The 24,577-nt window shown below is 57.1% G+C and carries 15 protein-coding genes; 12 read left to right on the top strand and 3 right to left on the bottom strand.

Annotated features, from left to right (window positions below; all coding sequences use genetic code 11):
* Positions 1-14: 14 nt before the first annotated feature.
* The gene (locus tag IT444_00615; protein ID MCC7191256.1) at positions 15-665 is read left to right on the top strand and encodes a hypothetical protein; all 651 of its coding nucleotides are present in this window, start codon (positions 15-17) and stop codon (positions 663-665) included.
* 146 nt (positions 666-811) lie between these two features.
* Here the strand turns inward: IT444_00615 and IT444_00610 are convergent, their stop codons facing one another.
* A complete protein-coding gene (locus IT444_00610; GenBank protein MCC7191255.1) occupies positions 812-3,262 on the bottom strand; it encodes a DUF4838 domain-containing protein in 2,451 nt (816 codons plus the stop codon).
* A 6-nt stretch (positions 3,263-3,268) separates the two neighbouring features.
* The gene (locus IT444_00605) at positions 3,269-3,865 is read right to left on the bottom strand and encodes a nitroreductase family protein (GenBank protein MCC7191254.1); all 597 of its coding nucleotides are present in this window, start codon (positions 3,863-3,865) and stop codon (positions 3,269-3,271) included.
* Between the two features lie 204 nt (positions 3,866-4,069).
* On the opposite strand from IT444_00605, the gene IT444_00600 reads away from it, so the two are divergent.
* Positions 4,070-7,813: a hypothetical protein gene (locus tag IT444_00600; protein MCC7191253.1), complete on the top strand. Its 3,744-nt coding sequence runs from the start codon at positions 4,070-4,072 to the stop codon at positions 7,811-7,813.
* 146 nt (positions 7,814-7,959) lie between these two features.
* Positions 7,960-8,802 (top strand): M48 family metallopeptidase, encoded by an 843-nt coding sequence (locus IT444_00595; protein MCC7191252.1) that lies wholly within the window; start codon positions 7,960-7,962, stop codon positions 8,800-8,802.
* A 42-nt stretch (positions 8,803-8,844) separates the two neighbouring features.
* On the opposite strand, the gene IT444_00590 is transcribed toward IT444_00595, so the two are convergent.
* Positions 8,845-9,681: a prepilin-type N-terminal cleavage/methylation domain-containing protein gene (locus IT444_00590; GenBank protein MCC7191251.1), complete on the bottom strand. Its 837-nt coding sequence runs from the start codon at positions 9,679-9,681 to the stop codon at positions 8,845-8,847.
* 197 nt (positions 9,682-9,878) lie between these two features.
* On the opposite strand from IT444_00590, the gene IT444_00585 reads away from it, so the two are divergent.
* From IT444_00585 to IT444_00545, 9 genes are all read left to right on the top strand, one after another.
* Complete coding sequence (locus IT444_00585; GenBank protein ID MCC7191250.1) at positions 9,879-12,020, top strand: tetratricopeptide repeat protein; 2,142 nt, start codon at positions 9,879-9,881, stop codon at positions 12,018-12,020.
* Between the two features lie 82 nt (positions 12,021-12,102).
* Positions 12,103-12,849, top strand: coding sequence for a carboxypeptidase regulatory-like domain-containing protein (locus IT444_00580; protein ID MCC7191249.1), 747 nt, complete (start codon positions 12,103-12,105; stop codon positions 12,847-12,849).
* A gap of 202 nt (positions 12,850-13,051) precedes the next feature.
* Positions 13,052-15,469, top strand: a complete 2,418-nt coding sequence (locus IT444_00575) for a MoxR family ATPase (protein MCC7191248.1) — start codon at positions 13,052-13,054, stop codon at positions 15,467-15,469.
* Positions 15,470-15,544: 75 nt separating this feature from the next.
* A complete protein-coding gene (locus IT444_00570; protein ID MCC7191247.1) occupies positions 15,545-17,116 on the top strand; it encodes a DUF4159 domain-containing protein in 1,572 nt (523 codons plus the stop codon).
* 2 nt (positions 17,117-17,118) lie between these two features.
* Positions 17,119-17,943 carry a hypothetical protein gene (locus IT444_00565; GenBank protein MCC7191246.1) on the top strand — a complete coding sequence of 275 codons (825 nt, stop codon included), beginning with the start codon at positions 17,119-17,121 and terminating at the stop codon, positions 17,941-17,943.
* A gap of 14 nt (positions 17,944-17,957) precedes the next feature.
* The gene (locus tag IT444_00560) at positions 17,958-18,869 is read left to right on the top strand and encodes a DUF58 domain-containing protein (GenBank protein MCC7191245.1); all 912 of its coding nucleotides are present in this window, start codon (positions 17,958-17,960) and stop codon (positions 18,867-18,869) included.
* A gap of 58 nt (positions 18,870-18,927) precedes the next feature.
* Entirely contained in the window at positions 18,928-21,300 is a 2,373-nt protein-coding gene (locus tag IT444_00555; protein MCC7191244.1) for a BatA and WFA domain-containing protein, read from the top strand.
* Complete coding sequence (locus IT444_00550) at positions 21,297-23,564, top strand: hypothetical protein (GenBank protein ID MCC7191243.1); 2,268 nt, start codon at positions 21,297-21,299, stop codon at positions 23,562-23,564. The genes IT444_00555 and IT444_00550 overlap by 4 nt, the downstream gene beginning before the upstream one ends.
* A 118-nt stretch (positions 23,565-23,682) precedes the next feature.
* Positions 23,683-24,558: a hypothetical protein gene (locus IT444_00545; protein MCC7191242.1), complete on the top strand. Its 876-nt coding sequence runs from the start codon at positions 23,683-23,685 to the stop codon at positions 24,556-24,558.
* Positions 24,559-24,577: the final 19 nt, after the last annotated feature.

Here is a 24,577-nt window from a genome sequence, read left to right as displayed (position 1 = left end):
CGTATCATCCCTGCATGATTGCGAGGCTTGAAGGTCAACTCGAATCCGTTGAAGGCGGCATTGCCTACATCCGCACGCCCGGAGGACTCACCTATGAAGTCCTCGTCTCCGCGTACACGGCAGCACGACTGGGCGGGTCGATCGGCCAGCCGGTGACGCTTGAGACGCTTCACTTTGTGGAGAGTCAGAACCAGGGCGCGACGCTGCTGCCCCGACTCGCGGGATTTCTCACCGCTCAGGACCGTCGTTTTTTTGAGCTGTTCACAACGACCAAAGGGATCGGCAACAAGCGGGCACTTCGTGCGATGACGCTCGCCACCGATCAGATCGCCGCCGCCATCGCCGATCGAGACCTGACGCTGCTCCAGAGCCTGCCGGAGATCGGCAAGCGAACGGCGGAAACCGTCGTCGCCACGCTGCACGGCAAGGTGGACAAGTTCGTCAGTGCCGCTGCCTTCGACCAAAATGCAGCATCGCGCGGAAAGGATGAATCCGCGCCCGGCGGATCGCGGACGATGGCGAGAGAGGCCCTCGAAGTACTCCTCCAACTCGGCGAAAATCGCGCACAGGCCCTCGCGTGGATCGATGAGGTACTCCGCAGCGAAGATCGACCCAGTGATGTTCAGGATCTGATCGCGAAGGTTTACCGGATTAAAGCGAGATAGCCTGCACAGAGAAAAGAATTTGGCAGCAGATTCGGAATGATTCATGAATGCGTGTTCGCATCAGTCGCCGCTGCGACTTGAGCGAGACCGAAACAACTGCAAATCGGGCTGTGTGGTTTTTCGGGTAACACAGGCCGCGCACGTGCTCACGAACGACGCAAGTTCGTTTTGCCGGGTATCCATCGTTGCTCAAAAGTCCGCGATTGTTCGGGACTAAGATCGATCAACCGCGAGAATAGCTCAAGACGTGCGATACGTTGCGGACCATCCCAGCTAAGCAGTGCATGGCTGAGATCCGACGCATTAAACTCAACGATCAGCTCATCGTTGCTGCGACGGATTGCCCACGCTCCCTGCGGCGCATCGACCCCGTGCAGCCAGACATCGCCCGTTGACCGATTCGCTTCGCGCCATTCGGACCAGTCGCGCCATGAACCGTCAGCCTGCCGAATACGAATGGAAGATGTGCAGAGATCACCCGGATCAAACTCCGGGTGCGGCCGGATCATCGTCGTCACTGTCTTTGCGCTGTGGTTGGTCAGAGTCGTTCGGATCACCAGAGATGGTCCAGTGGTCCACGGCTCGATGGCGCATTGACGCTGCATGGTCAGGCCGTTTTCCAGCGTCGCGGTGAAGACCGCCGAATCCTCTTGAGCATTGGCTGTGTAAGTCTCACCCCAGCCGGGGCTGCGCCAGCGTGACTGACTGTATTCCTCATATCCGCCGGCAAAAGGATAGTCCTGCTCGGTCGGATGGGCGATATGGAGCCATTCCGCGCCGCCCGTAGTCAGCGAGGTAATTCTTGCACCTAGCTTGGGCACAATGACCGCCTCAATGCCTTGAGCTTTCAAGACGACAGCATCAAAACCCTTGAGATTGTGAGCTTCCTCACTGATCGGCCGCCCACCCTCGCGCAATGCCTGGGCACCGTGTTTGATGGCGACCTCAAAAAATCGTTTAGCAATCCCGGCAGTCTGCGCGTTTGACGGAAGGTAGCGATTGCCGTCGCGTGCGTAGCCAAGCCGCGGCTTCCATCGCATGTAGTCGATGGACAGGCGGGCAGCAGCCACACGATCCTCCATCACTTCGTCGCCCCGTACAGCTGCGGCGGCACGGTCGAAAATCTCCGCGGCCTTTTCAATCACGCCATCTTCCAGAAACGCCAGATTCATCGGCGGCGAGTAGAGGCTGAAGTGTACGTCCGGCCGCTTCGCGATGGCGTGCATCATGTCGAGGTATTCGCGGATCAGCGGTGCAGCCGATCCGTAATATCCCGTCAAAAATTCATCAACCAGCCGCCAGACATCCTGTCTGGGGTTCCAGAGAAGTTTGGTAAAGAGATAAGCCTTGAGTTCACCCAGCTCGCCGCAACCCTTGGGCGGATTGCCGTCCATCTGACAGAACATTCCGGTGACACCGGCATCGGCGAACCGCGCCAAGTCAGCTCCCAGCGCGTCAATGTTCGGGAACGGCATGAAGTAGTACCAGAAGTTCGTGAAGTAGTCCCAGATAAATAATTCGTGTGAGATCGCGCCCCATGCGGTGAGGTGGTCGAGGAAAGGTGTGTTGATCGCGCAACGATCCAGCGGGTGACCATCGCAGCAGGGAGTGATGTGGCAGAGACGAATGACGACGTTATGCCGCGGTCGAACATGACGCGGAGCTTTGAGTGTGTAGGTGTAGGCGAGCGTGTCGAAAAGGACGTGAGGGAATTCGCCCTCCAGCCGCTCTGCCACTGCGTTGACAAAACTGACCATCGTGCCCGAGGCGCTTCCTTCGCGGGCATCTACTGCGGCACAATTCACACAGCGGCAGTAACCGTACCAGTCGTTTTGCGATACGGAAGCAATTCGGGTCTCAGGATTAGCCAGTAACAACTTCCGTAAACGCTGGCTGAGCAGGTCAACGACATCGGGATTGGTCAGACAAAGCTGCCCCTGATCGCGGATACGTTGGCCGTCTACTTCTGAAAAATATTCGGGATGTGTCTCAAAAAACTCATCCGGCGGCAGCAGCGGGTAAAAAGTATGGACAAAGCCGGCGTACGCCATGCGGCCGCCATGCGCATCATCCAACTCATACATTGAGCAGTTGATCCGGCTGCGTGAGGACCAGTCAGGATCACGTTGATGAAGAAAGTACGGCTCGCGATAGCGAAAGGGCGGAACATAAACATGCCGCAACGGACGCAAGGCAATGCTTTCGCGTCTGGGAATCAGATCCGCGTGGGGAGTCAGCCAGCGGCAGCCCAGCTCACGTTCGAGATATTCGTAAACAGCATAAAGTGTGCCGCGTGGCGAGTTGCCGCTCAGCACCAGGCCGCGCTCGTCAGCATGAATGAGCACGCCATCTTCCTTGAGAGAAGACCAGTCAAAATCGCCGACGAGTCTGTCGGCAGCGGTGCTGCGGCCTACATAAACGGGATAGGCATCGGGCTTCCGGGCATCCGGTACAACCTCCGGCAGGCGGGTTCCACCAACGCGCTCAAGGTGGGTTTGCAGTTCCCGTGCGGCGAACATCTCAGCCGGTGCTGCATGGGGGTTTAAGACGAGCTGCGCTCGCGGTACGTTGCCTTCAATGAGAAGTATGGCAGTCACGATATGTTATTCCTTGAATCCGCCTTCCATCACAATCTGAGCAACTGGTTTACGACCTGACGGAATTTCCTTATCCCGCAATGTCGGGGGCAGCTTGTCAGGATCGCCCGGCCAGCCGATGGCAGCCATCGCACAGATGTCGTAACTCTCAGGCACACCAAGTATCGATCGGGCTTTGTCCCTATCAAAGCCGGCCATCCCGTGGACGACCAAGCCCATCTTTGAGCCTTGAAGCGCGAGATTTTCCCAGCACGATCCCGTGTCGAAAATATTTACGGGGTTCGGTTTGCCATTACGGGAAAAAGTTTTGCTTGAAATGAACAACACGAGAGCAGCAGCATTGACGCACCACGACTGGTTGGACTCCACGAGCAACTCTAAAAAGGTTCGCCAATGCGGAGTATCGCGTCGGGCAAAGAGGAGCCGCCACGGTTGTTCATTAAAGGCTGACGGCGCCCACCGGGCTGCTTCAAACAGCGTGTTCAGCTCAGCAGGGGTGATCGGCTCACCGGTCATGGCGCGGGGTGACCATCGATGGATAAATATCGGATCAATGGGGTGGTCCGCTTTGCGATGGTCGGATGGGTTGGGCAATTTGGCCATAGGACAGGGAACCTCGTGAGTGAATGTCGCGTCAAATCAGTTATCTGGCGAAATCGAAAGCGGGAATCGGGTTGATAATCGCTCGGTTCGAGCGATTTCAAGGGGTCTGGCGGTCGGTTTCCTCCCGCAAAAAAGTTTTCAAGAGTACCCCGGCTGACATAATATAGATGCTTCCCGCGATCTCCTGGCACCCGTGAGCATTTTATGAGCGCATCCGCTGATCTGCGGCCGGACTCGACTGACGCTCCGCCATCTGCGGCGGTGAAGGTTCGGCAACTCCGTGATTTGCTTGACGGAGTGCGCGCCCATGCCTCGCATGTGTGGTGGAGCACCACCATCCTTGGCACTCTCGGCGCACTGGTGATCCTGTTGCTGCTGGCGGTATTTCTGGATCAGATACTCGGCGGCTTACCGGCGGCGATACGTACCGTGCTTCTTTTAGTGGTGATCGCTGGACCCGCGCTGGTCATCTGGCGCGCACTTAAGACCAAGCCCGGCGGTTCACCCGAAGAGCTTGCGCTGCTGGTCGAAGGTCGTTATCCCGAACTCAATAACGTCCTGATCAACACGCTCCAGCTTTCTCAGGCAGAGACTCGGTACGGCGCGGGTATCGGATCAGAGGAATTGATCGCCTCGGTAGCCGATGACGCCGGCGCAGCTATTCACTCGATCAATCCCAGTCAGGCAATTCCCAAGCGAATGCTTGCGATAGCCGGTCTGGCTGCGGGTATCGGCGGGGTGATTTTCCTTGCTTATGCGGCGATCAACGGCGATGCGCTCAAGAGCGGACTTGGCCGTGTGTTTATTCCGCTGGGAGACAACACCCTCACGCACATCCGGGAAGTAACGCCTGGTGATGCTGACGTACTGGTGAACTCACAGGTCGATGTGACGACCCGCCTCGAAGGTCGCGTGCCCACTCAGGCGCAGTTAGTCTGCGTCCTGTCCGATGGCCGTAAGTTAACCGTGCCGATGCTCGCCAACCCCGCAGTTCCCGACCGTCTCACCGGACGGCTGGATCGAGTCGAGGCGGACACGACCTATTACGTTGTCGCGGGCGATGATAAATCGGATCGCTTCACGCTCAGGGCGCACCAGAAGCCGACCGTACAACAGATCACACAGACGATCACCCCGCCGGACTACATCGAAGCGGCTCCGACCGAGGTTATCAGCGGTTCGATCCAGGCACTGCCGGGATCGAAAGTTTCTCTGAGGATTCAGTCGAACGAGCCGTTGAAGGCCGGCGGCATCGTGCTTGGCGACGGGAAAGAGACGCCGCTGGTACTGGAGAAGGTCCCCGGATCCAACCAGTCGATTACCGGTCTTGGCTCAATCACCGTGACACGCGGCGAGCGATATACGGTTAATCTCACGAGTCTTTACGGTTTTGCTGGCGACCCCTCGAGCTATGACATCTCCGTTCTCGAAGACAAACTCCCTCAGGTCGAAATCATCAAGCCCACCGGCGAGTTGAGCGTAAAAATCGATGACAAGGTTACGGTTGAGGTGCGGGCGAACGATGACTATGGACTCAAAGAGTTACGTCTGGTCAAGCTCGATCCAGCAGCCAGCGCATCCAGCGACACCACGACCGGATCAACCAAGGTGCTGGGTACGTGGACTTCCGCTACACGCAAAGACACCAAGGCGACTCTCACCGCGACTGTGAATGTTGCTGAACTGGGACTGACGGAACAGATTCCGATCCTGTTGCAGGCGGTGGCGATCGACCAACGCCCCGATGCGCCTCTGGCGACATCAGGAATCCTGACGATCAGGCTTCGGCCGTCGGGGGCTGACGACCTGATCGGCGGTGCAAAGGTCGCAAGGATTTCACTCGACGCTTTGATCGCCAAGCAAAAAGCAAATCTCGCAGCGACGGTCGCGGCAGCGCAGGATTCCAAGCCGCAAACCGGCACAAATGAACGCATCTCACCTCTGGTCGGCAGGCAGGAGGATATCCGTAAGGACGCGCTTGCTCTGGTTTACGGAACGACACCGCCCGGCGAGTCTCAGGCTGGCGGGAAATCCGCCAACACTCCCGCGCCTCTTACCCAGTCAGATACTCAGCGAAAGTTGTCGAATCTCGCAGAGACACTGATGGTCGTAGCGATCGAACAACTTCGCGCTGCTGCGGGAACCGGCGACCCCAAAGCCAAGCTGGCAGCGGCGATCGATTCTGAAAAAGCGATCCTGGCTGCGCTGGTGATCGCACAGGTCCGACAGGACGCAGATCTGGCTGAGCGTGCGCAGCGCGAAATCGCGGAGTTGCTGGCGGAGTTGATTATCAAGCAGTCTGCGATCAGGTCGGATACTGCGACAGAGAAAGAGAGCGGCAAGGCGCTGTCAGCGCGACAAAGTGCGCTGGCGCGGGATGTCTCGCGCTTGCAGAAAAGCGTAGCGGCGCAGGGAAACAGCGGAGCGGGGGGCAACCCGGAATTGGCGTCCGCATATACCGCCATCGCAGAGGCTCTGGAGAGCAAGAAGGTTCGCGGCAACATGATCATTTCCGCGGAACGGCTTGATGCGAGCACCACGCCGGAGGCTGCGGTTGCTTCCGCTGCCCGAAACGAGTCGATCAAGAAACAGGATCAGGTGATCGCTGATCTCAAGGCCATTCAGCAACTTCTCAAAGGTCCCGCTTTGGCGGAAGCCAAAGAGGAATCGAAGGACGCCATCGCCGGACTCAAGGGTGCCAAGGAGAAGGTGGACAAACTCACCGATATTCAACAGAAAATCACTGAGGTTTCAAAACAGCTCCAGAAAACGCAGGACCTGTCGGAAGGCAAGGAGATGGACGCTCAGGATCTCAAAGACCTCGCGGAAGCGCGCAAGGCCCTTGAGGATGTCATGGAGCAACTCATCAAGGACATGCACCTCCTGCCGGACATGTCCGCCAGCAATGACCTGCTGGAGGAACTTAGTGAGGTTTTTGAGAAGGTCAAGCAGGAGGCTGGCAGTGAAAACCAGCAGGTATCCGAGGTCGCGGTGGACCGTGATGAGGCCACTCTGGCAGCACTGAGGGCGATGCAGAAAAAAATGGGCGAGCGCATCGGAGATCTGGAGATGTGGCTCGCGAAAGCTCCCGACTCCACCAAGTGGAACCTGGAAAGTTATGACAAGAATGAGCTGGGCAAGATTCCCCTGGGTGATCTTCAGGACCAGCTTGAGGACATCATTGGCGATTTGCTCGATCAACAGGAGGAGTTGAGTCAAAAGGCAGAGGACTCGGTGAGTAACGTCGCCCTGCCCGATCCTCTGGTGGGCTGGGACATTGCTGATGGACCGATGCCTTCGTGGGCGGCCAAAGGCAAGAGCGGTAACGACAAGCCCAACTCCAATGAGCAGACCGGTCGCAGCGGATCGGGCAGGCAAGGCAAGAGCAGCGGCGAGATCGTTGGTGATACGGTTAAAAATCTCAAGGGTGCTGATGTCGAAGCCCGCAGAACCAATGACGGCTTTCAGGCTGGCGAGCTTAAGGAGGAAGAGGGCGGAGAGAAGATGGACGTGAAGGCGACCGGTGGCGGCAAGCTGGCGGGCACCAGCGACACTGAAGGTATGTCCGGCGATGCGCCGCCCCGTGACGAATTGCGGTACCGTGATATGGCGCGTCAGCAGATGCAGGTGAAGCGCGATGCCGAGACGGTTTACTCAAAAGCCAAGTTGCTCAAACTTCCCACCGGGGAGCTTGATCGGGCGATTCTTGAAATGGATGCTGCCGCCCGTCGCGGCAAGAGCGGCGACATAGAGGGTTTTGCGAAGGCGCAGCAGAATGTCATCCGAGCATTGCGTGAAACGCAGGCCAAGCTCAGCGGCCGGCAAATCGTCGAAGGCGTCGCAGGCGGTCAACGAAATGAGACCACCACTACCGGAGCGACCAACGAACCGGTACCCAAGCAGTACGAGGACGCGGTTGCGGAATATATGAAGAAAATCTCAGAATAGATATTGACCGGATGATGCCTGGCTATGCAACGCCGCCGCCCAATATCTCGGATCAGCGCATTTCACAATGCCAGCAGGGGGCGGCGATAGTTCGATCCGCATTACATCCATTCAGAAATTCAAGCGTTTATTGAAGGGGGGCGAGTATGGGGCTATTTGGAAATCAAGGTTCACAGCCGGGGCGCGGGTGCGGGCCGCGAGTGATCATCGCGATCATCATCGCAGCGGTGTCGATCATTTCATATCTCTCGACACGCAGCACCAATCCCGTCACCGGCGAAAGCCAGCATGTGTCGATCACTCCGGAGCAGGAGATCTCCATGGGCATGGCTGCGCGGCCGGAGATGGAGGCTCAGTTCGGCGGGTTGTCGTCGGATGTTGCAGGACAGGAACAAGTGGAACGTATCGGTCGTGAGTTGTTGCACGCGCTGGGCAAGGATACGCCTTACCAGTTTCAGTTTCACCTGCTGGGTGACCGCCAGACGATCAATGCGTTTGCGTTGCCCGGCGGACAGGTCTTTATCACCGAGGCTTTGTACGAAAAACTTGGAACCGACGGCCAGCTTGCGGGCGTGCTGGGACATGAGATCGGCCATGTCATCGAGAGACATTCCGCAGAGCAGATCGCACAGGCACAACTCACGCAGGGATTAACCGGCGCAGCAGTCATCGCCACCTACGATCCGAATAATCCTGGAGGTGCGAATACGGCAGCAGTCGCGGCGATGATCGGCAAACTTATCACCATGAAATACGGCCGGGCAGATGAACTTGAGTCTGATGGATGGGGTGTGAAACTAACTGCCAGTGCCGGCTACGATCCGCATGCAATGATCGAGGTCATGCACGTGTTGGAATCCGCAGGAGGCGGCGGGCGTCAACCGGAGTTCATGAGTACGCACCCTGACCCGGGTAATCGCATTGAGCGGATCAAGGAGGAAATTGCCAAACAATTTCCTCAGGGTTTACCAGCAGGACTGCGACCCTGATCACGGTTGTGATCGATTTGTCCTAAAAGCCCGCTGACACGGCTACCAGGGGACATTGACCATCCACGGGTAATTCCGCCATTGGACGTGACCATCAACGTACAGGTCATTCCCGCCCACCCGGTGATTGCCCTGTGTGACAGTACCTGTCGCACCAAGCCAGAATCCGCGGCTGCCTACGTCCCACATCAGCGCGCCAACCGGTGACATATACGAGGATGCGTAGGGGTAGTAACCCTGAATGAAGTAGGAATCCCAGAAGGCCTGACCATATGACTTGTATGGCGCATCGATGCGTCCGTACACCGCGCCGAGGTAGTGATTCCAATACTGCACCCCTGCTACCTCGCCGCGAAGGTAGCGACCCATTGAGGTCTCAAACTTGGTCGCAGATTGCCAGCCGTTGTAATAGCCGAAGTCAATCCACGAATAAAAGGGGGCACTCGGACAATCAAAAACTTTTCCTGTTGAGATGTAGTACGGATACAGGCCGTCATAGAAGCCGCCACCGCCTTTGGGGCCGCCCAGCGAGTCCCATTCACCGCCTGGGGCAGGCATAGTGCTATTCGCTGCCGGGAAGGGGGTTCGTTTTTCGGGAGGCAGGTAGGTGGGTGATCCTTCGGTATAGCGAGCGTTGCCGGGATCCTGGTACGAACCCCAGTGTGTGAACATCCAGCCTTTATTGTGATCCGCGTATTGCCTGATGCCGGCATAAATTTGCCGCAAACCGTTTCCACAAAGAATGCGTCGGGAGGTCTCGCGTGCCTTGGAGAGTGATGGCAGCAACAACGCGATCAGTAATGCAATGATCGCGATCACCACGAGCACTTCCACGAGTGTGAATGCCGGACGAGCCAAGTTGATTCTGCGAACTTTCATAAAGATTCTCAGATGATTGCTGCGGCAATCTCAGCCGGGGACGATTGGAGTACTGATTAAGTGTAAGTACGATTTCTGCTGATACAAGACTAAAAGTAATGCAGTCAGCCATCTATCAGAATAATCGGTATTTTGTGGCTGTTTCTTTCCTGGAGCTTGCCCGGCGACTTAAGTCCGTTAGAGTTCCATTGTCGGCCTTGAAATCCCCCAACCCTCCGGAATACTTCGTGCGCCGCTCCATTCTCCTGACCATCGTGCTGGTAGCGATTTTTTCCGTATCAGCTTTCGCGCAGGTCGTCACACGCGAGATCCAGGCATCCGGGACCGGTGTCGTGCTGGTGCAGTTTTACACCGGCGGCCTCGCGGACAAGCTCGGCAAAAACATCGCGGTGATTGACTCAGCGGGTAAGGCTGTTCCGTATCGACTGATGAGTCATGATCCCGACGGTACGACACTGATCGCGGTGGATTTCAAGGATCAGTCCGTGCCTCTTTCCGTGCAATACAGTTCCAAGCCGCTCACCGTCGCCAAACCCGGCGCGGAGATCACGCCGAGTCTGTTGATGCAGACGTACCCGTTTACCCGCCGCGCGTTTCGGAATGCAGGCGATCTTGCCGAATCACTGGGCGCTAGCAAATCGATGGGTGCAGCTCTGATCGAGGAGATCAACTTCGCTCATAATCCCTTCGGGCCGAGTGTTAACTTCGCCACGATCTTCACCGGCGTGCTTCACCTTGATGAGACCAAAACGCTCCGGCTTATAGCCGCCAATGACGATGCGGCTTTTGTGGAAATCGACGGCAAAACCGTGATCGCCAATACCGGTCCGCAGCTCGAATCCGACGCACTCCGGTTGGCGCGGATGGCTAAAGAAGTGACGCTGGAGGCTGGCGACCACCCGATCCGTTATATCCACATTCAAACCGACGGGCGCACGCTCGCGGTACTTGGCTACGTAACCAGCGGAGGCGCGTTCAATGTTCCGGCGGGCATGTTCAAGCACAGTGATTGGGCGACGCTGGGCAGTGCGACGGTGACGACAAGCCCCGGTCAGAAGGCCCCGGCTGTCTTTGATGCTCAACAAAGGGAACAGATGGCCTTTGCGGACTGGACCTTCACACGATTTACATTCACAGCCGCGATGCCTGTTCAGGTGGGCCAGCGTTGGCGATGGACTTTCGGCGATGGCACCGTCTGGGAGACCAAGCCGGCCTCGGCGTCGAACGAAGCGTCGAACGAAAGTGTCATGACGTACGATTCTCAAGAAACCGACCCCAATGTCATCGAGCATGTTTACGTAGCGCCGGCGGCGGCATTCCCCACATGGAAAGTCACGCTCGATCTGCTTGATTCCAAGGGTCTCGTCGTCAGCACCGCTACCAGTGTCGTCCGACCAACGGTGTTGAAGGATCTGATCAGCACGGGAAACAGCGAAATCCTCGCAGCCTACGCAAAAGCCATCGCCCAGGCGGATTACACAAAAGCTGATCCTGCGGAGATGACCGCCTACTTTGACCTCATGGCGGTTACCGAACGGCCGGCACTGATGGCTCCCATTGCGGAACCATTTGTGAAACGATTTGGAGAACGCGGCGGGCCGAAAATCTGGGAAATGAAACACGCTCTGGCGGTGAATGTAGCTCGCGATGATCCCGCACGGGCGGCAAAGCTTTTCGGGGAATTGAGCAAGACCGCCAAGGACTCCTGGGCCGCAACCTGTGCCGCTGCGGAGCAAGCGGACCTCATGATTTTCCGGCTGGGTAAGACGCAGAAAGATGAGCTCAATGCGATTTTGATTCCGATGTATCGCGATCGTCCGCCACGCGAACGTGCGTTGCTCCGCGCACGGCTGGGTGATGCATATCGGATTACAGGTAAACCCGATCTGGCTGCGGAGGCTTATCGCGAGGCTCAGCAGGACACGATCAAACAGATGGACCCCAAAAAAGCTGCGGTCCTGGAGCGGGCCTACCGTGAGACGGCGATGGCGTACCTCCAGCAGAAGCGATACCCAGCATTGCGCGACCAGCTTTTCCAGTGGGAAGCGGACTTTCCGCTGGCGAATCTGGGCGGAGAGTTGCCATTATTGCGCGGCCGATATTTTCAGGAGATCGGTGATGACCCGCGTGCAGCCAAGGAATTCGCCTCTCTGCTGGACCTTAATCCGCTGCATCCAGCCCGGCCAGAGATCACCTTCCGTCTGGCGCAGAGTTTGAAACGCATGGGTAAGAAAGATGAAGCAAGAAAGCAGTTCGACATCGTGATAAAGGAATACCCCAACAGCCCGTTTGCCGACGAAGCCAAGCACGAGACAGCTTACGAGTTTGGGGAGGATTGATAGGAGTTTCCGCCGCCTCTTGGTTGGCGAAGTGCTACTCAGGCAGTGCGCGTTTTCTGCTTCTGCGACCTACAATACCGAGATGCTTCGACACATCACTATCGCTGCGATTTTGATCGTTTCGCTCGTCGTGCTGGCGTTTGCAGGGACATATCACAACACGCCTGATCCCAACTCGTCCGGTGGGCTTACCGGCATCATCGAGCCGGCAGAAGGATTGCAGACCGTTGTGGCAGTTGAACCCACCGCCAACACGGCATACGAAGCTCAGGTCGATGCAACTACGGGAAAGTTTTCATTCGAGGGCTTACCTGCCGGCGAATACGATCTGCTCATCAAGACGGTCGGCAATGTTTACGAAGGAATCACACTCGCAACCGAAGATGATGAATTACTCAAAGGTAAAGAGCTGCTAAAGCTCCGTGATGAAGTGGCAAAGGCGTTTTTCATCACCGAAGATTATTTCAATATCAAAAAAATCTCACGGATGACCGGCAATGCAGGGAAGGCTCGTATGTTCGTGGTTCAGGTCCGCACGAGGCCGGTGGTCGATCCGCTCGGTAATTTGATCCACGCCAATATCCGGAGATTCGACCTGGTGGAAATGACCAACTCGCGCAAAGCCTGGCAGACGACCAATAGTCGCCACCTTCTTCGTCAGGAAGTGCCTTTCAACGACCCCGATAACGTTATCCAGATTCACTACAGCCCCGATTTATCGAAGATTTTGATCGGAGAAAGCGTCAAGGATCTGGGTATTTTGAAGTTAAAAAAACTCAAGAAAGGTGATCTGGAAGGCTATCCCTCCGCGGATTACACGGCCAAGTAAAAGTGTTGCCGAGTTCGATCGTCTGTCCGATTGCGACTGTTTTCGTTACCGGCTGGTAACGACGTTCATTGCAAAATTGCGGCTGCGAACCCGATTACCTGCAATACAACCTCATCAACCGCGTTTTGCCTGCATCTGTCACTGCGCGTAAACTGAATCGGCTCCCGCCTCCCACCACAACCCGTATTCACGGCCTGATTTCATGAGTGAAGCCTCTGCATCGTCCGGCGCACACACCCGTCAGAGTCTCGCGCCAAGTTCGGCCGAGCTTGATCTGGGGTCCACCGCCAAGTCCATTGATCGACTGCGCCAGGAAGTGGGCAAAATCGTCATTGGGCAATCGGTTGTCATTGATCAGATGCTCACAGCACTGATCTCCCGCGGCCACTGTCTGCTCATCGGTGTGCCCGGTCTCGCCAAGACGGTGATGGCCAAGGCGCTGGCTGATGCGTTGGAAATGCAGTTCAAGCGCGTGCAGTTTACTCCTGACCTGATGCCCAGCGACATCACAGGCACCAACGTCCTTCAGGAAGACCCGACGACAGGGAAAAAGACATTCTCGTTTCTGCAGGGACCGGTGTTTACCAATGTGCTGCTGGCGGATGAGATCAACCGTACACCGCCCAAGACACAGGCGTCTCTGCTCGAGGCGATGCAGGAACACCGCGTCACTTCGGGAGGAGAGATTCGCGCGTTGCCGCAGCCGTTCTTTGTTCTCGCCACACAAAACCCCCTGGAGCAGGAAGGTACGTATCCGCTGCCTGAAGCGCAGCTCGACCGCTTCATGTTCAGCGTGATTGTGACTTATCCAAGTCACGCGGAAGAAAATGCGATTGTCGCAGCGACGACCGAGCGTAAGCGGACGACGCTGACGAAGATTCTTACCGCCGCCGACGTGGTAAGAATGCAGAAGATCGTGCGTGAAGCGCCGACGCCGCCAAAGATCGTGCAATACGCAGTGAATCTGGCACGCGCGACCCGACCGGGCGATCCGTCCGCGCCGGACTTCATCAAGAGCTATGTGGATACGGGTGCCGGTCCTCGTGCCGGGCAGTATCTGGTACTCGCTGCCAAGGCACGGGCCATTCTGAGTGGTCGGCATACGGCGGAGATCGACGACGTTCGTGCCGCAGCGGTACCCGTCCTCCGGCACCGCATGTTCACGAACTTCACCGCGTTATCAGAAAATATTTCAAGTGATGAACTTGTACAGCGACTTGTAAAAACGGTTCCCGATCCGGGTGACGTCAAACCGATCGTCTATTCCCCGCCTTCCGCGTCGGACACGCCGCCCGTTCAGTTGACCGATGCTTCGACGCCGCTGGAAATCATCCGTGAAATGAAGGCCGTCACGCAGCGCATCCGTGCTGAGGTGCAGCAGACCATCATCGGGCAGGCTGATGTCGTGGATCTGATTCTGACCGCGCTGCTCGCGGGCGGTCACTGTTTGCTCGTCGGCGTGCCTGGTCTGGCCAAGACTACGCTGGTCTCCACTCTCGCTGAAGTGCTTGAGCTGGACTTCAAACGAGTGCAATTCACGCCTGACCTGATGCCCAGCGATATCACCGGCACCGACATCATGGAAGTGGATGAAGCGACGCGGCAAAGGCAGTTCCGCTTCGTACCCGGCCCGGTTTTCACGAACCTTCTGCTGGCGGACGAAATCAACCGCACGCCGCCCAAAACGCAGGCTTCACTGCTCGAAGCCATGCAGGAATTGTCGGTGACGTCGGGTAATACAACCTACCAGCTCAAGCCGCCGTTCTTCGTGTTGGCTACGCAGAATCCGCTGGAGCAGGAGGGCACGTATCCGCTGCCCGAAGCGCAGCTCGATCGCTTTATGTTCAACATTCATCTCGACTACCCCGCCGAGAAAGAGGAGCCGATCATCATTGACCGGACGACCGGCAAGGGTGGCCGGAAACCCAAAAAGGTGATCGGTGCCGCGGAGATCGTGCGTCTGCAACAGGTGGTGCGGCAGGTTCCGATTTCGCGGCATGTGCTGACGTATGTCACGACACTTGTCCGCGCGACCCGCCCGCAGACCAAGGGTGCTCCTGAAGTCATCACAAAATACGTTCACTGCGGAGCCGGCCCGCGGGCCGCGCAGAATCTCGTACTGGGCGCAAAGGCCCGCGCGGTGATGCATGGTCGCGCCAATGTTTCAATCGCGGATGTCAAGGCGGTGGCGGTGCCGGTGCTGCGTCATCGAGTGTTCACAAACTTCGCCGCCGACGCCGAAGGCATGACGCCGATGTCGATTGTCGAGCAGCTCATTAAAGCAGTCCCTGAGCCGCGGATTGACGAGCAGAAAGCACTTGCCGGTGAGCGGCCGTCGCCTGCCGCTGAAGTATCCGCTTCCACAGTAACTTCAGCCGTGCCGCCATCCGAGCGCAAGCGTCGCCCCGAACCACCCGCGAAGGTTGCCGCCGCTCCAGCCGCCGAACCGGAACCTGTTACGGAGGTGGAGGTCGAAGCAGAGCCGGCAGTCGAACCCGCACCGGATGTATTGGCCACGAATTGCCCTAGTTGCGGCAATGAAATCCAGTTCAACCGCTCCGCGCTGGGGCGTCGTGCCAAGTGTAAAGAGTGCGGAACGGTATTCGCCTTGACGGAATAAAAATGCTGGATATCTCGTGTTTTATGTGAGGTTCCGCGAGGCGGACGACCTACAATAAAGGGATTGGAGCTACCCATGAAAACTGAACACTCCGACTCCTGTTGCACACGTGAGAATCGCATCGAGTTGCCCGGAGCTGCATCGATTTTTCCGGTGTGGCGTCGGCGCAGCTTCCTTGGGGCAATTCTGGGTTCGACGTTGGTCGCCCCCAAGCTTCTCGCCGCGGTAAGGGACGCAGGCCCGTGCGGCGCACCGCCGCCGCCCAAGCCCGCTCAGGCATCTGCCGCCGAAGGCATCCCGCCGCTGCCGCTGCCGGCTACACCTCAGCGTCGTACCGAGAAAAAGAACCCGCCTCGCCCTCCCGTCATCGCGGTCAAGATCAAGACAGGCACCGAGCAGGACTGGGCGACCGACCTGAATGACCTCAACAACCTGCTCATCTGGATGAAGTCCAGCCTTGGGGTGAATTTCACCTACGACGAAAAGATGCTCAGCGAGGTTGATCTCGAAGCTGCCGAGGTTCCGGTGCTCTACCGCACGGGGCACCATGCGTTTGAGTTCACCAGCGATGAGCGTCGCCGCCTGCGTGAATACATGCTCCGGGGCGGAATGATGATCTTCGACGCCTGCTGCGGCCGACCGGAGTTCGCCAAGAGCGCCCGTGCAGAAATCGCGCAGATTTTTCCCGACCACAAACTCAAGCCTATCGGTGCTGACCATCCGATCTTTAACTGCTACTACCAGAACGCCGGCGTCGTCCACTTCACACCAATCTCCCACCTGAGCAGTCCGGGCCCCAGCGGTATCGAAGGCATCGAGATCGCCTGCCGCATGGCTCTGGTGTTCTCTCCGCACGACCTTTCCTGCGGCTGGGACATGCACACGCACACCATCGAAGGCAATACCTACATCGAAAGTGAAGACGGCCTGAAAATCGGCGCGAACTTCATGGCCTACGCCACCGCGACTCGTGATATGAGCGTCTCAACGGCTGCGGCGAAAGGCTTTGTCGATGTCGATGCTGCCAAGACGGATAAGTTCCGCGTCGGTCAGATCGTTCACGAGGGGGACTGGAATCCTGATCCTGTCGGGCTTCAGAATCTGCTCGACACCGTCGGCCAGACCACCGCTTTGAAAATCAGCTTCGCCACGGAACCGGTCACCGTAGATGCGGACAAACTCAGCAAGTTCCCCTTCGTCTATATGACCGGCCACGAAGATTTCGTCTGGAGCGATGGGCAGGTCGCAGCGATGCGGCAATACCTGCAAAACGGCGGTTTCCTGTTCGCTGACGCCTGCTGCGGTCGGCAGAAGTTCGACTTCGCCTTCCGCCGAGAGATGGCCAAAGTTCTCAAAGGTGAAGCGGGTCTGGCGGCACTGCCGGGAAATCATCCGCTGTACCAGATCCAGAACAAGATCAAAACCGTCGGTTACACCGAGGCGACTGCCGCACGCTACAACGGCAAAGTCGGCGACCTGCCGCGACTCGAAGGGGCTTCGATCGGCGGACGGCTGGCGGTGGTTTACAGCCCGATTTCGCTTAACGTCGGCTGGCGTCTTCGCTCGGTGCCATACGCTGTCGCCTACCAACCCAAGAGCGCGCTCGACTTGGGCGTTAACACCGTGATGTACGCGGTGAGCCAGTGACGATGATGCGGTTTTTCAATCTGACAAGGCGCATCGCAGCCGCGGCGGTGATCGGCACCTTGCTGTGCGCTGCCTCCAGTGTTCGCGCTGATGCTGTCACCGACACATTCCTTAACACCTGGAAAGACGCGATTGATCGTCCCGGCGATGCAGCGGATCTTTGGCGCGATTTTGCGGAGAAGCATAAGGGTCATGATCTGGCCGCTGCCGCTCGACTCCGCTACGGGACGGAATTACTCAAGACCGCACAAAACACCGAAGCCTTGCAGGAGTTCACCGCGGTAATGACTTTGCCCGACAAGGCCGACGCTTCACGGCAGGCGCTGGCGGAGTCCGCTAAACCTCTGGTCGCCCGCGCCAAAATGGCGGTGCTGGCTGAAAAGCTCAAAGAGTATTACGCGAGCAAGGTTGAATACCCTGCGACACTCGACGAGCTGGTTGCCGCTAAGTACGCGAAAGCGGAGGACGTAACGGATCCGTATGGAAGACGATTTTCCTATGAAGCCAAATCGCGCCGGATCATGCCGGACATTCAACGGCAGGTGTTCACGTTAAAGTGCGATACCATCAGCGCGACAAATGCCGATCTTGCCGCCACGCTGGAAAAAGCTGCTGCGCCGCTCCAGGGCATTGTGCTCAGCAGCACGGAACCAGCCGAAGGTAAAGCTTTCCTGAAGCGGCCCCGTCCGGATGGCGCACTCGGTGCAGCCCAGCGCGTGTCAGTCGGCGAGACGGTAGGCGATGCTACGCTGCTTGTGGTTACGGATAACTATGTCGTACTCGGGTGGAAAGGATTTCCAACGGTGGTCGTCAAGGAACCAAAATAGGAACAGGTAATTGATTGAAGCTTGACTCATCGACAATTGACCGATTCCTTGAACCCAAATTGCTTCGCGCTTTGGCGCGGCTGCCATTGATGTCGCGGCGTGTTGTCGAAGGCGCGATGGTCGGGTCGCATCGTTCACCTTTCAAGGGATTCAGTACCGAGTTTGCCGATCACCGTGGTTATGTGCGGGGCGATGATCTCCGTCACCTTGACTGGAAAGTGTTTTCCCGTACTGAGCGGTACTACATCAAGCGCTACGAGGAAAACACGAATCTTCGCGGCTACATCGTGCTTGATTGCTCAAATTCGATGGCGTTTCCGCGCAAGCCCAAGGCAGGACAGATCACCAAATATGAATATGCCTGTCGTCTTGCTGCGGGGTTATCATACGTACTGATCCGCCAACAGGATCCGGTCGGGCTGTTCATGTTTAACGACGATCTTGTGGCTGAGATTCCCGCGATGCGCTCTCTTTCACACCTGCGGCGAATGCTGCGGACGATGGACGAGGTGCAGCCGTCATCACGCACGGAGTCAGGCAAGGCTCTGACCGCGGTGGCCAGCCGACTAAAACGGCGCGGATTACTGCTGATTATCAGCGACCTGCTCGACGAGCCGGACAAGATTGTCAGCGCGCTGGCGCAATTTCGTCATCGCGGCCATGACGCGATCGTGATCCAGGTGCTCGATCAGGATGAGCTGGTATTCCCCTTTGAAAAAATGGTGACGCTCCGCGACATGGAGACACGCGAGCAGGTCTCACTCGACGGCGGCGAAGTGGCTGCGGAGTACGCACGACAGATTACAGCCTTTATCGAGCGGTATAAGAAGAGCTGTTTTGAACACAACTTTGACTACGTTCTGGCGAGTACCGCCACCCCGTACGACTCATTGCTGACGGCACTGCTGACACGGAGGAAAAAATAATTCATAGGGCATTCCGTTTCTCTGGTCTCCCTGCGATGCGAATTACCTCACGATAAGCATGCTTTTTCTAGCCCCCATCATGTTGGCCGGTCTCGCCGCGATCGCGGTGCCGGTAGTGATCCATCTGATGGATCGCTCGAAGAGTGCCGCGGTCGATTGGCCGACGCTGCGATTTCTCAAAATCGCCCGGCAGCAGTCCGCGCGTCGGACACGGCTTAAAAATATCCTGGTTCTTTTGGCGCGCTGTCTGATTCTCGCGCTGCTCGCGGCGGCATTTGCCAAGCCGTATCAGACGGAGGAGGAATGGATTCGTCCGCCTAACTTGCCGACGACGCTGGTCATCGCCCTGGATAACTCCTACAGCATGGGATACCGAGACGGCGGGACCGGAAGCGGGAGCGGCACAACTGATGCCAACGAGGTCGGTTCCCGTTTCGCCCGCGCCAAAGATCTGGCTCTTAAACAGATCGCATCGCTCTCACAGGAAGATGAAGTCGCACTGGTCGTGTTTAACGAGCAGGCAAGAGCAATGACCGAACGTCCAACGCGCGATCATGATCTGGTGCGAAAGCTGATCAAAGACGCGAGGCTCAGCGATTTTGGTACGAGTGTCACGCCGGCACTGACCTTGGCGTTTGCAATTGGAAATCTTGATGCGGAGACCGGGGCGAATTCCGAATCGAACGATCAAAACAGTCATCCTGCCCGCAGCCCCGCCGGTACGCAGCCGTCAAGTAAAAAGCGCGATGCCTGGCGGCAGGTGATGCTCTACTCCGACATGCAGGAGTCGGGCTGGCGGCGCGTGGTGGAAGAAAAATTTGTGGACAAAATCGCTTCGCCGATACCCTTGACCATCGTCGATCTTGGTTCGACCGGCGGCGCGGGGAATCGCTTTATTCGCAATGTGGTTGTGCGTGATGAAACAGCCGGCGGGTTCCTCGCCGTAGAGGCTGAAGTCGCAAGTCAGGACGGCACCGCCAGCGGTCAGCAGGCGACTCTGTGGGTCGATGGGCAAAAAGCTACCGCCCCGGAAACGGTTCCGCTGGGGTCCAACAAAGTTACGCTTCGCGCTCCGCTGCCCTCGCCGGGTGTTCATACCTGTATGGTCTCGCTTCAGGAAGATCGTCTTTCGGTTGATGACCGAGCCTATTTTTCTGTGAACATCACTGGCGGAACACATGTAACCGTCGTCGATGGTGATCCATCCGACATTCCTTCACAATCCGAAACCTATTTTCTGGATACCGCCCTTGGCTTTGCGCGATCGCGCTCGACCGGACTGACCATGGACAAGATCACGCCGGTGCAGCTTTCGGCTACCCCCTTGAGCAAGGGAGGGTGCCTGATCCTTGCGAACGTCAGCCGTCTGGATGGCTCCGCGCTGACGAATGTCGAAAATTTTCTGCGTTCGGGCGGCAGTGTCGTCGTCGCGTTGGGTGATAAGGTTGATATCGCGCACTACAACAAGGACTGGCCGTTTCTTCCGCTGCGACTTGATCGAATGATGGGTGATGCAGCACGCTCTCGTGCGTACAGCGTGCTGATCGAAGCTGCAGATCACCCGATCTTCGCGGGTGTCGATCTTTCCGCCACTCGCTATTTCACGTTCGTGGGTGCCGATCCGACGACACTCAAGCCCGGCGGGAAAGTGCTCGCGTCGTTTTCCAACAGCTCACCCTACATTGTTGAGGGGACATTCGGCGGCGGTGGAGAGGAGAAAGGCGTCGCGGGCGCGGCCGGCCGAGTGTTACTATTCACGGGTGCTCTTGATGCCGACGGGTCTAACCTGCCTTATCGTCGCGCGTTCGTGCCATTGGTTGATCGTGTTACAGCCTACATGACTCGGCAACGGCTGAGTTCTCGCGTAGTGATGCTGGGTCAACCTGTACGATTCGTCGGTCCGGGTACGCTTGACCGACACGCAATTACGATTACGACGCCTGATGGCGAGACCGCCACGATCACCGCTCAGCGCGATGCTCAGGGTGCTGCGGTTGCCGAATACCGCGACACGCAAAGTGTCGGTGTCTATCGAGTCGAAGCTGATGAAGGTTTTGCGACCGGCGGCGCGTTTGCGGTAAACCTCAACACCAGCGAATCCATCCTGTTACCCATCAAAAATGATGAAATCAAAAAAGTCTGGGGTACACATCCGCTGCGGATTTTCCATGATGCAGCACCGGGAACGCCGGAGTGGAATCCCAACGCATCTTCAGAGCTGACCGTGAAACGTACGGAATACTGGCCGTGGCTGCTGCTGGCGGCGTTTCTGGTTTTCATCGGTGAGACGGCACTGGCAAACTTCTTCACTCGCCGCCGTCGAGTCGAGGCCACGCCCGGCACTGAATATCTGGGTACGCGCCGAAATGAAAATACACTGGCGGGGATTGGCGTCACTTCGCCAGAAGACGATGAGGTGCGCGTCGCATGAACTGGCATCCGCCTCTTTCCAGTGCAGTGATCACGATCCTCGTCCTAGCGGGTCTGGCGGCGATGGCGGCGAGCTATGTGTGGGCACGCCGACAGCTTAATCCGCTTGCCCCTGCTGCGCTGGCGACGATCGGACTGCGGCTGCTTGCGTTCTTCCTTCTGCTTTTCTTCCTTCTCCAGCCGATGCGCCTGCCCAAACCCACGGAAATATCAACACAGCGCACGCTTGCGGTGCTCATTGATACCTCCGGCAGCATGTCGAAAAAATCAAGTCCCGATGCACCCACACGCCTCGATGAAGCTCGTCGCCTGCTGACCGGAAGCAAAATGTTCGCAACCGTCGCAAAAGACGCGAAACTCGCGGTCTATTCGTTTGACGACCAGCCGACACCCATCAAGCTCGACGCGCTCGCCTCGCTGAAAGCGGAGGGAAGAGAAACGGATCTGGGTTCGACGCTCGAAAAAACAGTTCGTTTGCATGAGGGTGATGACCTGGCAGGTATCGTCATGATGACCGACGGTCGAAATACGCAGGGAGTGGACCCGCGCACAGTCGCGGAAAAGCTCAAAGTACCTCTTTACACGCTTGCTCTGGGTGATGCGGCGAAGGCGACGGATGAGCCGTCACAGCGAATCAAAGACCTCATGATCGATTCCGTTTCGGCGGATCCTCGAATCATCGTCGGCCGCACCGCACAGGTTGTTGTCTCTGTGGTCGGTATCGGATACGACGCACGACAGGTGACGATCGAGTTGATCGAAGACGGTCATGTCGTCAGCACGTCGGCGGTGGCGATCAGTCCGCAGCAGACCAAGCGTCAGGCGTTGTTCTCAGTCCGGCCAGCTACGGTCGGTGAGCATAAATACCAAGTCCGAATCTCGCCGGAAGACGGCGAGGCGAACCCTGCAAACAACCTTTCAAGCTTCAAGGTAGAGGTTGTAGATCCGGTGAATCGTCTCATTTACCTTGACCGCCTGAGGTCGGAGCGCAAATTTATCAAACCGATGCTGGAGTCGCGCCGGAGTCTGCGCTTCACAGCTATCGTGCAACAGGATGACAAGCGCGTCATGGTGGATGGCAACGACGCGGCGATGAAAAAGGAGGCAGCCAACTTCAGTGCGGAACAACTTGCCGGTGTCAAAGCGGTGATTATTGGTGATCTGCCCGCGGCAGCGTTAACCCCGCAACAGGTTGCGTCACTTAAGGATTGGGTAGATAAAGGCGGTGCGCTGCTCCTGCTGGCCGGACCGGCAAGCATGGGGCCAAAAGGTTTCGCCACGACGCCACTGTTGCAAGTAATGCCGGTGAATGTTGTGCCCGGTGCGCGATATATCGAACAGGAATTCAAGGTCGAATTGACTCCCGACGGTGCCGCCCATCCCGCTTTTCAGAAGGTTAAGAGTCGCTGGGATAAAGCCGCACCACTGCTCTCACGTTTTGAAGTGCAAGGCGTAAAACCTGCCGCAACAGTTCTGCTGGCGACGGCGGATGTGAATCATTACCCGATCGTGGTCAGTCAGACAGTCGGACACGGACGTGTGGCGATGGTGCTCACCGACTCCACCTGGCGTTGGCAGTTAGGTTTTGATGCGGGCAAGGGGGTTGACCCTTCTCAGTCGGAACATGCAGTATTCTGGCGTCAGCTCATTGACTGGTTATTGCCCGACATGCACGAGCAGACAGCGGATACCTCACAGGTTCAAGTCATCGCTGATCGCGTGGAGTACGAAATCAATGACCGTGTGACGCTCATGGCTACCGTGCGAGGATCAGACGGCAGCGTGATCCGTGATGCGGTCGTGGACTTTCTGGTGGCGACCCCCGACGGACGGCCTATTAAGCGGCAGGCAAAACTGGAAAACAACGAGTCATCAAGCGTCAGCGGGGAGACGTTTTCAACGGTCTTTGATGTTCCGACCGCAGGTCAGTACGACGTACAGGCAGTCGCGCGCGTCGGCGAGCAGACCATCGGCACGGATCAGATTACGCTTAGTGTCATTCAACCCGTGATTGAGTTTACGCAAACCGATCCGGACAAGCCGTTGCTTCAAGACCTGGCAAAAATCACACGAGGCAAGGTGTTGGAGCCTTCAGATCTGGGGAATATCATCGAAATTGCTCATCTGGAGCCACGAAAGATTGAAGTCCAGCCGAATGCGGAGAAAGATTCAGTGCCCGCATGGGACAAGTGGTACTTCGCCGTGGCTCTGCTGGCGATCATGAGCGGCGAGTGGTTTCTGAGAAAGAAAAATCAGTGGGTGTGAACGGGTCCACCTGCTTTAATGGATGAATGGAAACACAGGCGGAGCGTTACCCGCCCGATCGTGGAACACAGGACTCGAACTCATGGGTGGGCGATACTCACCTGACGGGAGATCAAGGATGCGCAACAGCTTCTGGATCACCGCTGTCATTCTTCTGACAAGTGCCTCATCGATCTTCGCACAAAACCTGCTCGTCAACGGTAACTTTGAAAAGGGCACCAATGATCAGGGAGAGCCGGTCGGGTGGCACTCGCGGATCACCGGCGTGATTACCCTCTCCGAATATAAGGATCCTGATAAGAAAAAGGGATTGCTTTACAAGCACTTCCGCGATGGTTGCGGTTACGACTGGGGAAGGATTCGGCCTTGGCCGGGTCTCTTCTGCCCACAATGCGGGCAGATGATTACAACCGAAGAAAGCGCGGATTGGTATGTCGAAAATTACAAGAGAGTCTCTCTTGGCGAAGGAAAAACCGGACAGGGTGTTCTACTCAAGATGGATACATTTGTCGGTGAAAACCAAGGCGTACGCGTATGCAGTGATTTCATGAAGGCTGAAAAAGGAGCCGGATATGAAATCGGCGTGGATATCAAAGGCGAGCTTTCCACCCAGGTGTTTCTCGAATGTTTTCAGTTCATGCCCGAGGACAAGGTCGCGTCCGAATGGGTCTCCGGTCTGCCCGAAAAAGTCAATCCATTCAAACATACGATGAAGCTGAAACGCACCGCGCGACTCCACATTTATCCCAACGTGGACGGCAGTAAGTGGACGCACTATGTCGATCGCGATGTCATGCGCGAGGAAAAACAGTTCGACGTGATGTACGTGACCTTGTACGGCTACGGCAAAGCGGGTGAGGTGAGCTTCGACAATGCCTTTGTCCGCAAGCTGACCGCTGCTGAGGTCGCAGCGTACAAGAAAGAAAACCCGGTTAAAGAAGACCGCTTCCGCTATTACGGAACACCCAAAAAGAGTTCACGATCAGGAAAGTAAAGATCGCCGCGGCAGATTA

The organism is Phycisphaeraceae bacterium (assembly GCA_020851465.1).
GTDB lineage: Bacteria > Planctomycetota > Phycisphaerae > Phycisphaerales > Phycisphaeraceae > JADZCR01.
The sequence above is the reverse complement of the archived record's forward strand: the minus strand, read 5'-3'. Positions and strand labels throughout refer to the sequence as shown.

Excerpts from the sequence above, each read along its gene's own strand:
- IT444_00615 (MCC7191256.1), top strand. The coding sequence starts at position 15 with ATGATTGCGAGGCTTGAAGGTCAACTCGAATCCGTTGAAGGCGGCATT.
- IT444_00605 (MCC7191254.1), bottom strand. The coding sequence starts at position 3,865 with ATGGCCAAATTGCCCAACCCATCCGACCATCGCAAAGCGGACCACCCC.
- IT444_00600 (MCC7191253.1), top strand. The coding sequence starts at position 4,070 with ATGAGCGCATCCGCTGATCTGCGGCCGGACTCGACTGACGCTCCGCCA.
- IT444_00595 (MCC7191252.1), top strand. The coding sequence starts at position 7,960 with ATGGGGCTATTTGGAAATCAAGGTTCACAGCCGGGGCGCGGGTGCGGG.
- IT444_00590 (MCC7191251.1), bottom strand. The coding sequence starts at position 9,681 with ATGAAAGTTCGCAGAATCAACTTGGCTCGTCCGGCATTCACACTCGTG.
- IT444_00580 (MCC7191249.1), top strand. The coding sequence starts at position 12,103 with ATGCTTCGACACATCACTATCGCTGCGATTTTGATCGTTTCGCTCGTC.
- IT444_00575 (MCC7191248.1), top strand. The coding sequence starts at position 13,052 with ATGAGTGAAGCCTCTGCATCGTCCGGCGCACACACCCGTCAGAGTCTC.
- IT444_00570 (MCC7191247.1), top strand. The coding sequence starts at position 15,545 with ATGAAAACTGAACACTCCGACTCCTGTTGCACACGTGAGAATCGCATC.
- IT444_00565 (MCC7191246.1), top strand. The coding sequence starts at position 17,119 with ATGATGCGGTTTTTCAATCTGACAAGGCGCATCGCAGCCGCGGCGGTG.
- IT444_00555 (MCC7191244.1), top strand. The coding sequence starts at position 18,928 with ATGCTTTTTCTAGCCCCCATCATGTTGGCCGGTCTCGCCGCGATCGCG.
- IT444_00550 (MCC7191243.1), top strand. The coding sequence starts at position 21,297 with ATGAACTGGCATCCGCCTCTTTCCAGTGCAGTGATCACGATCCTCGTC.
- IT444_00545 (MCC7191242.1), top strand. The coding sequence starts at position 23,683 with ATGCGCAACAGCTTCTGGATCACCGCTGTCATTCTTCTGACAAGTGCC.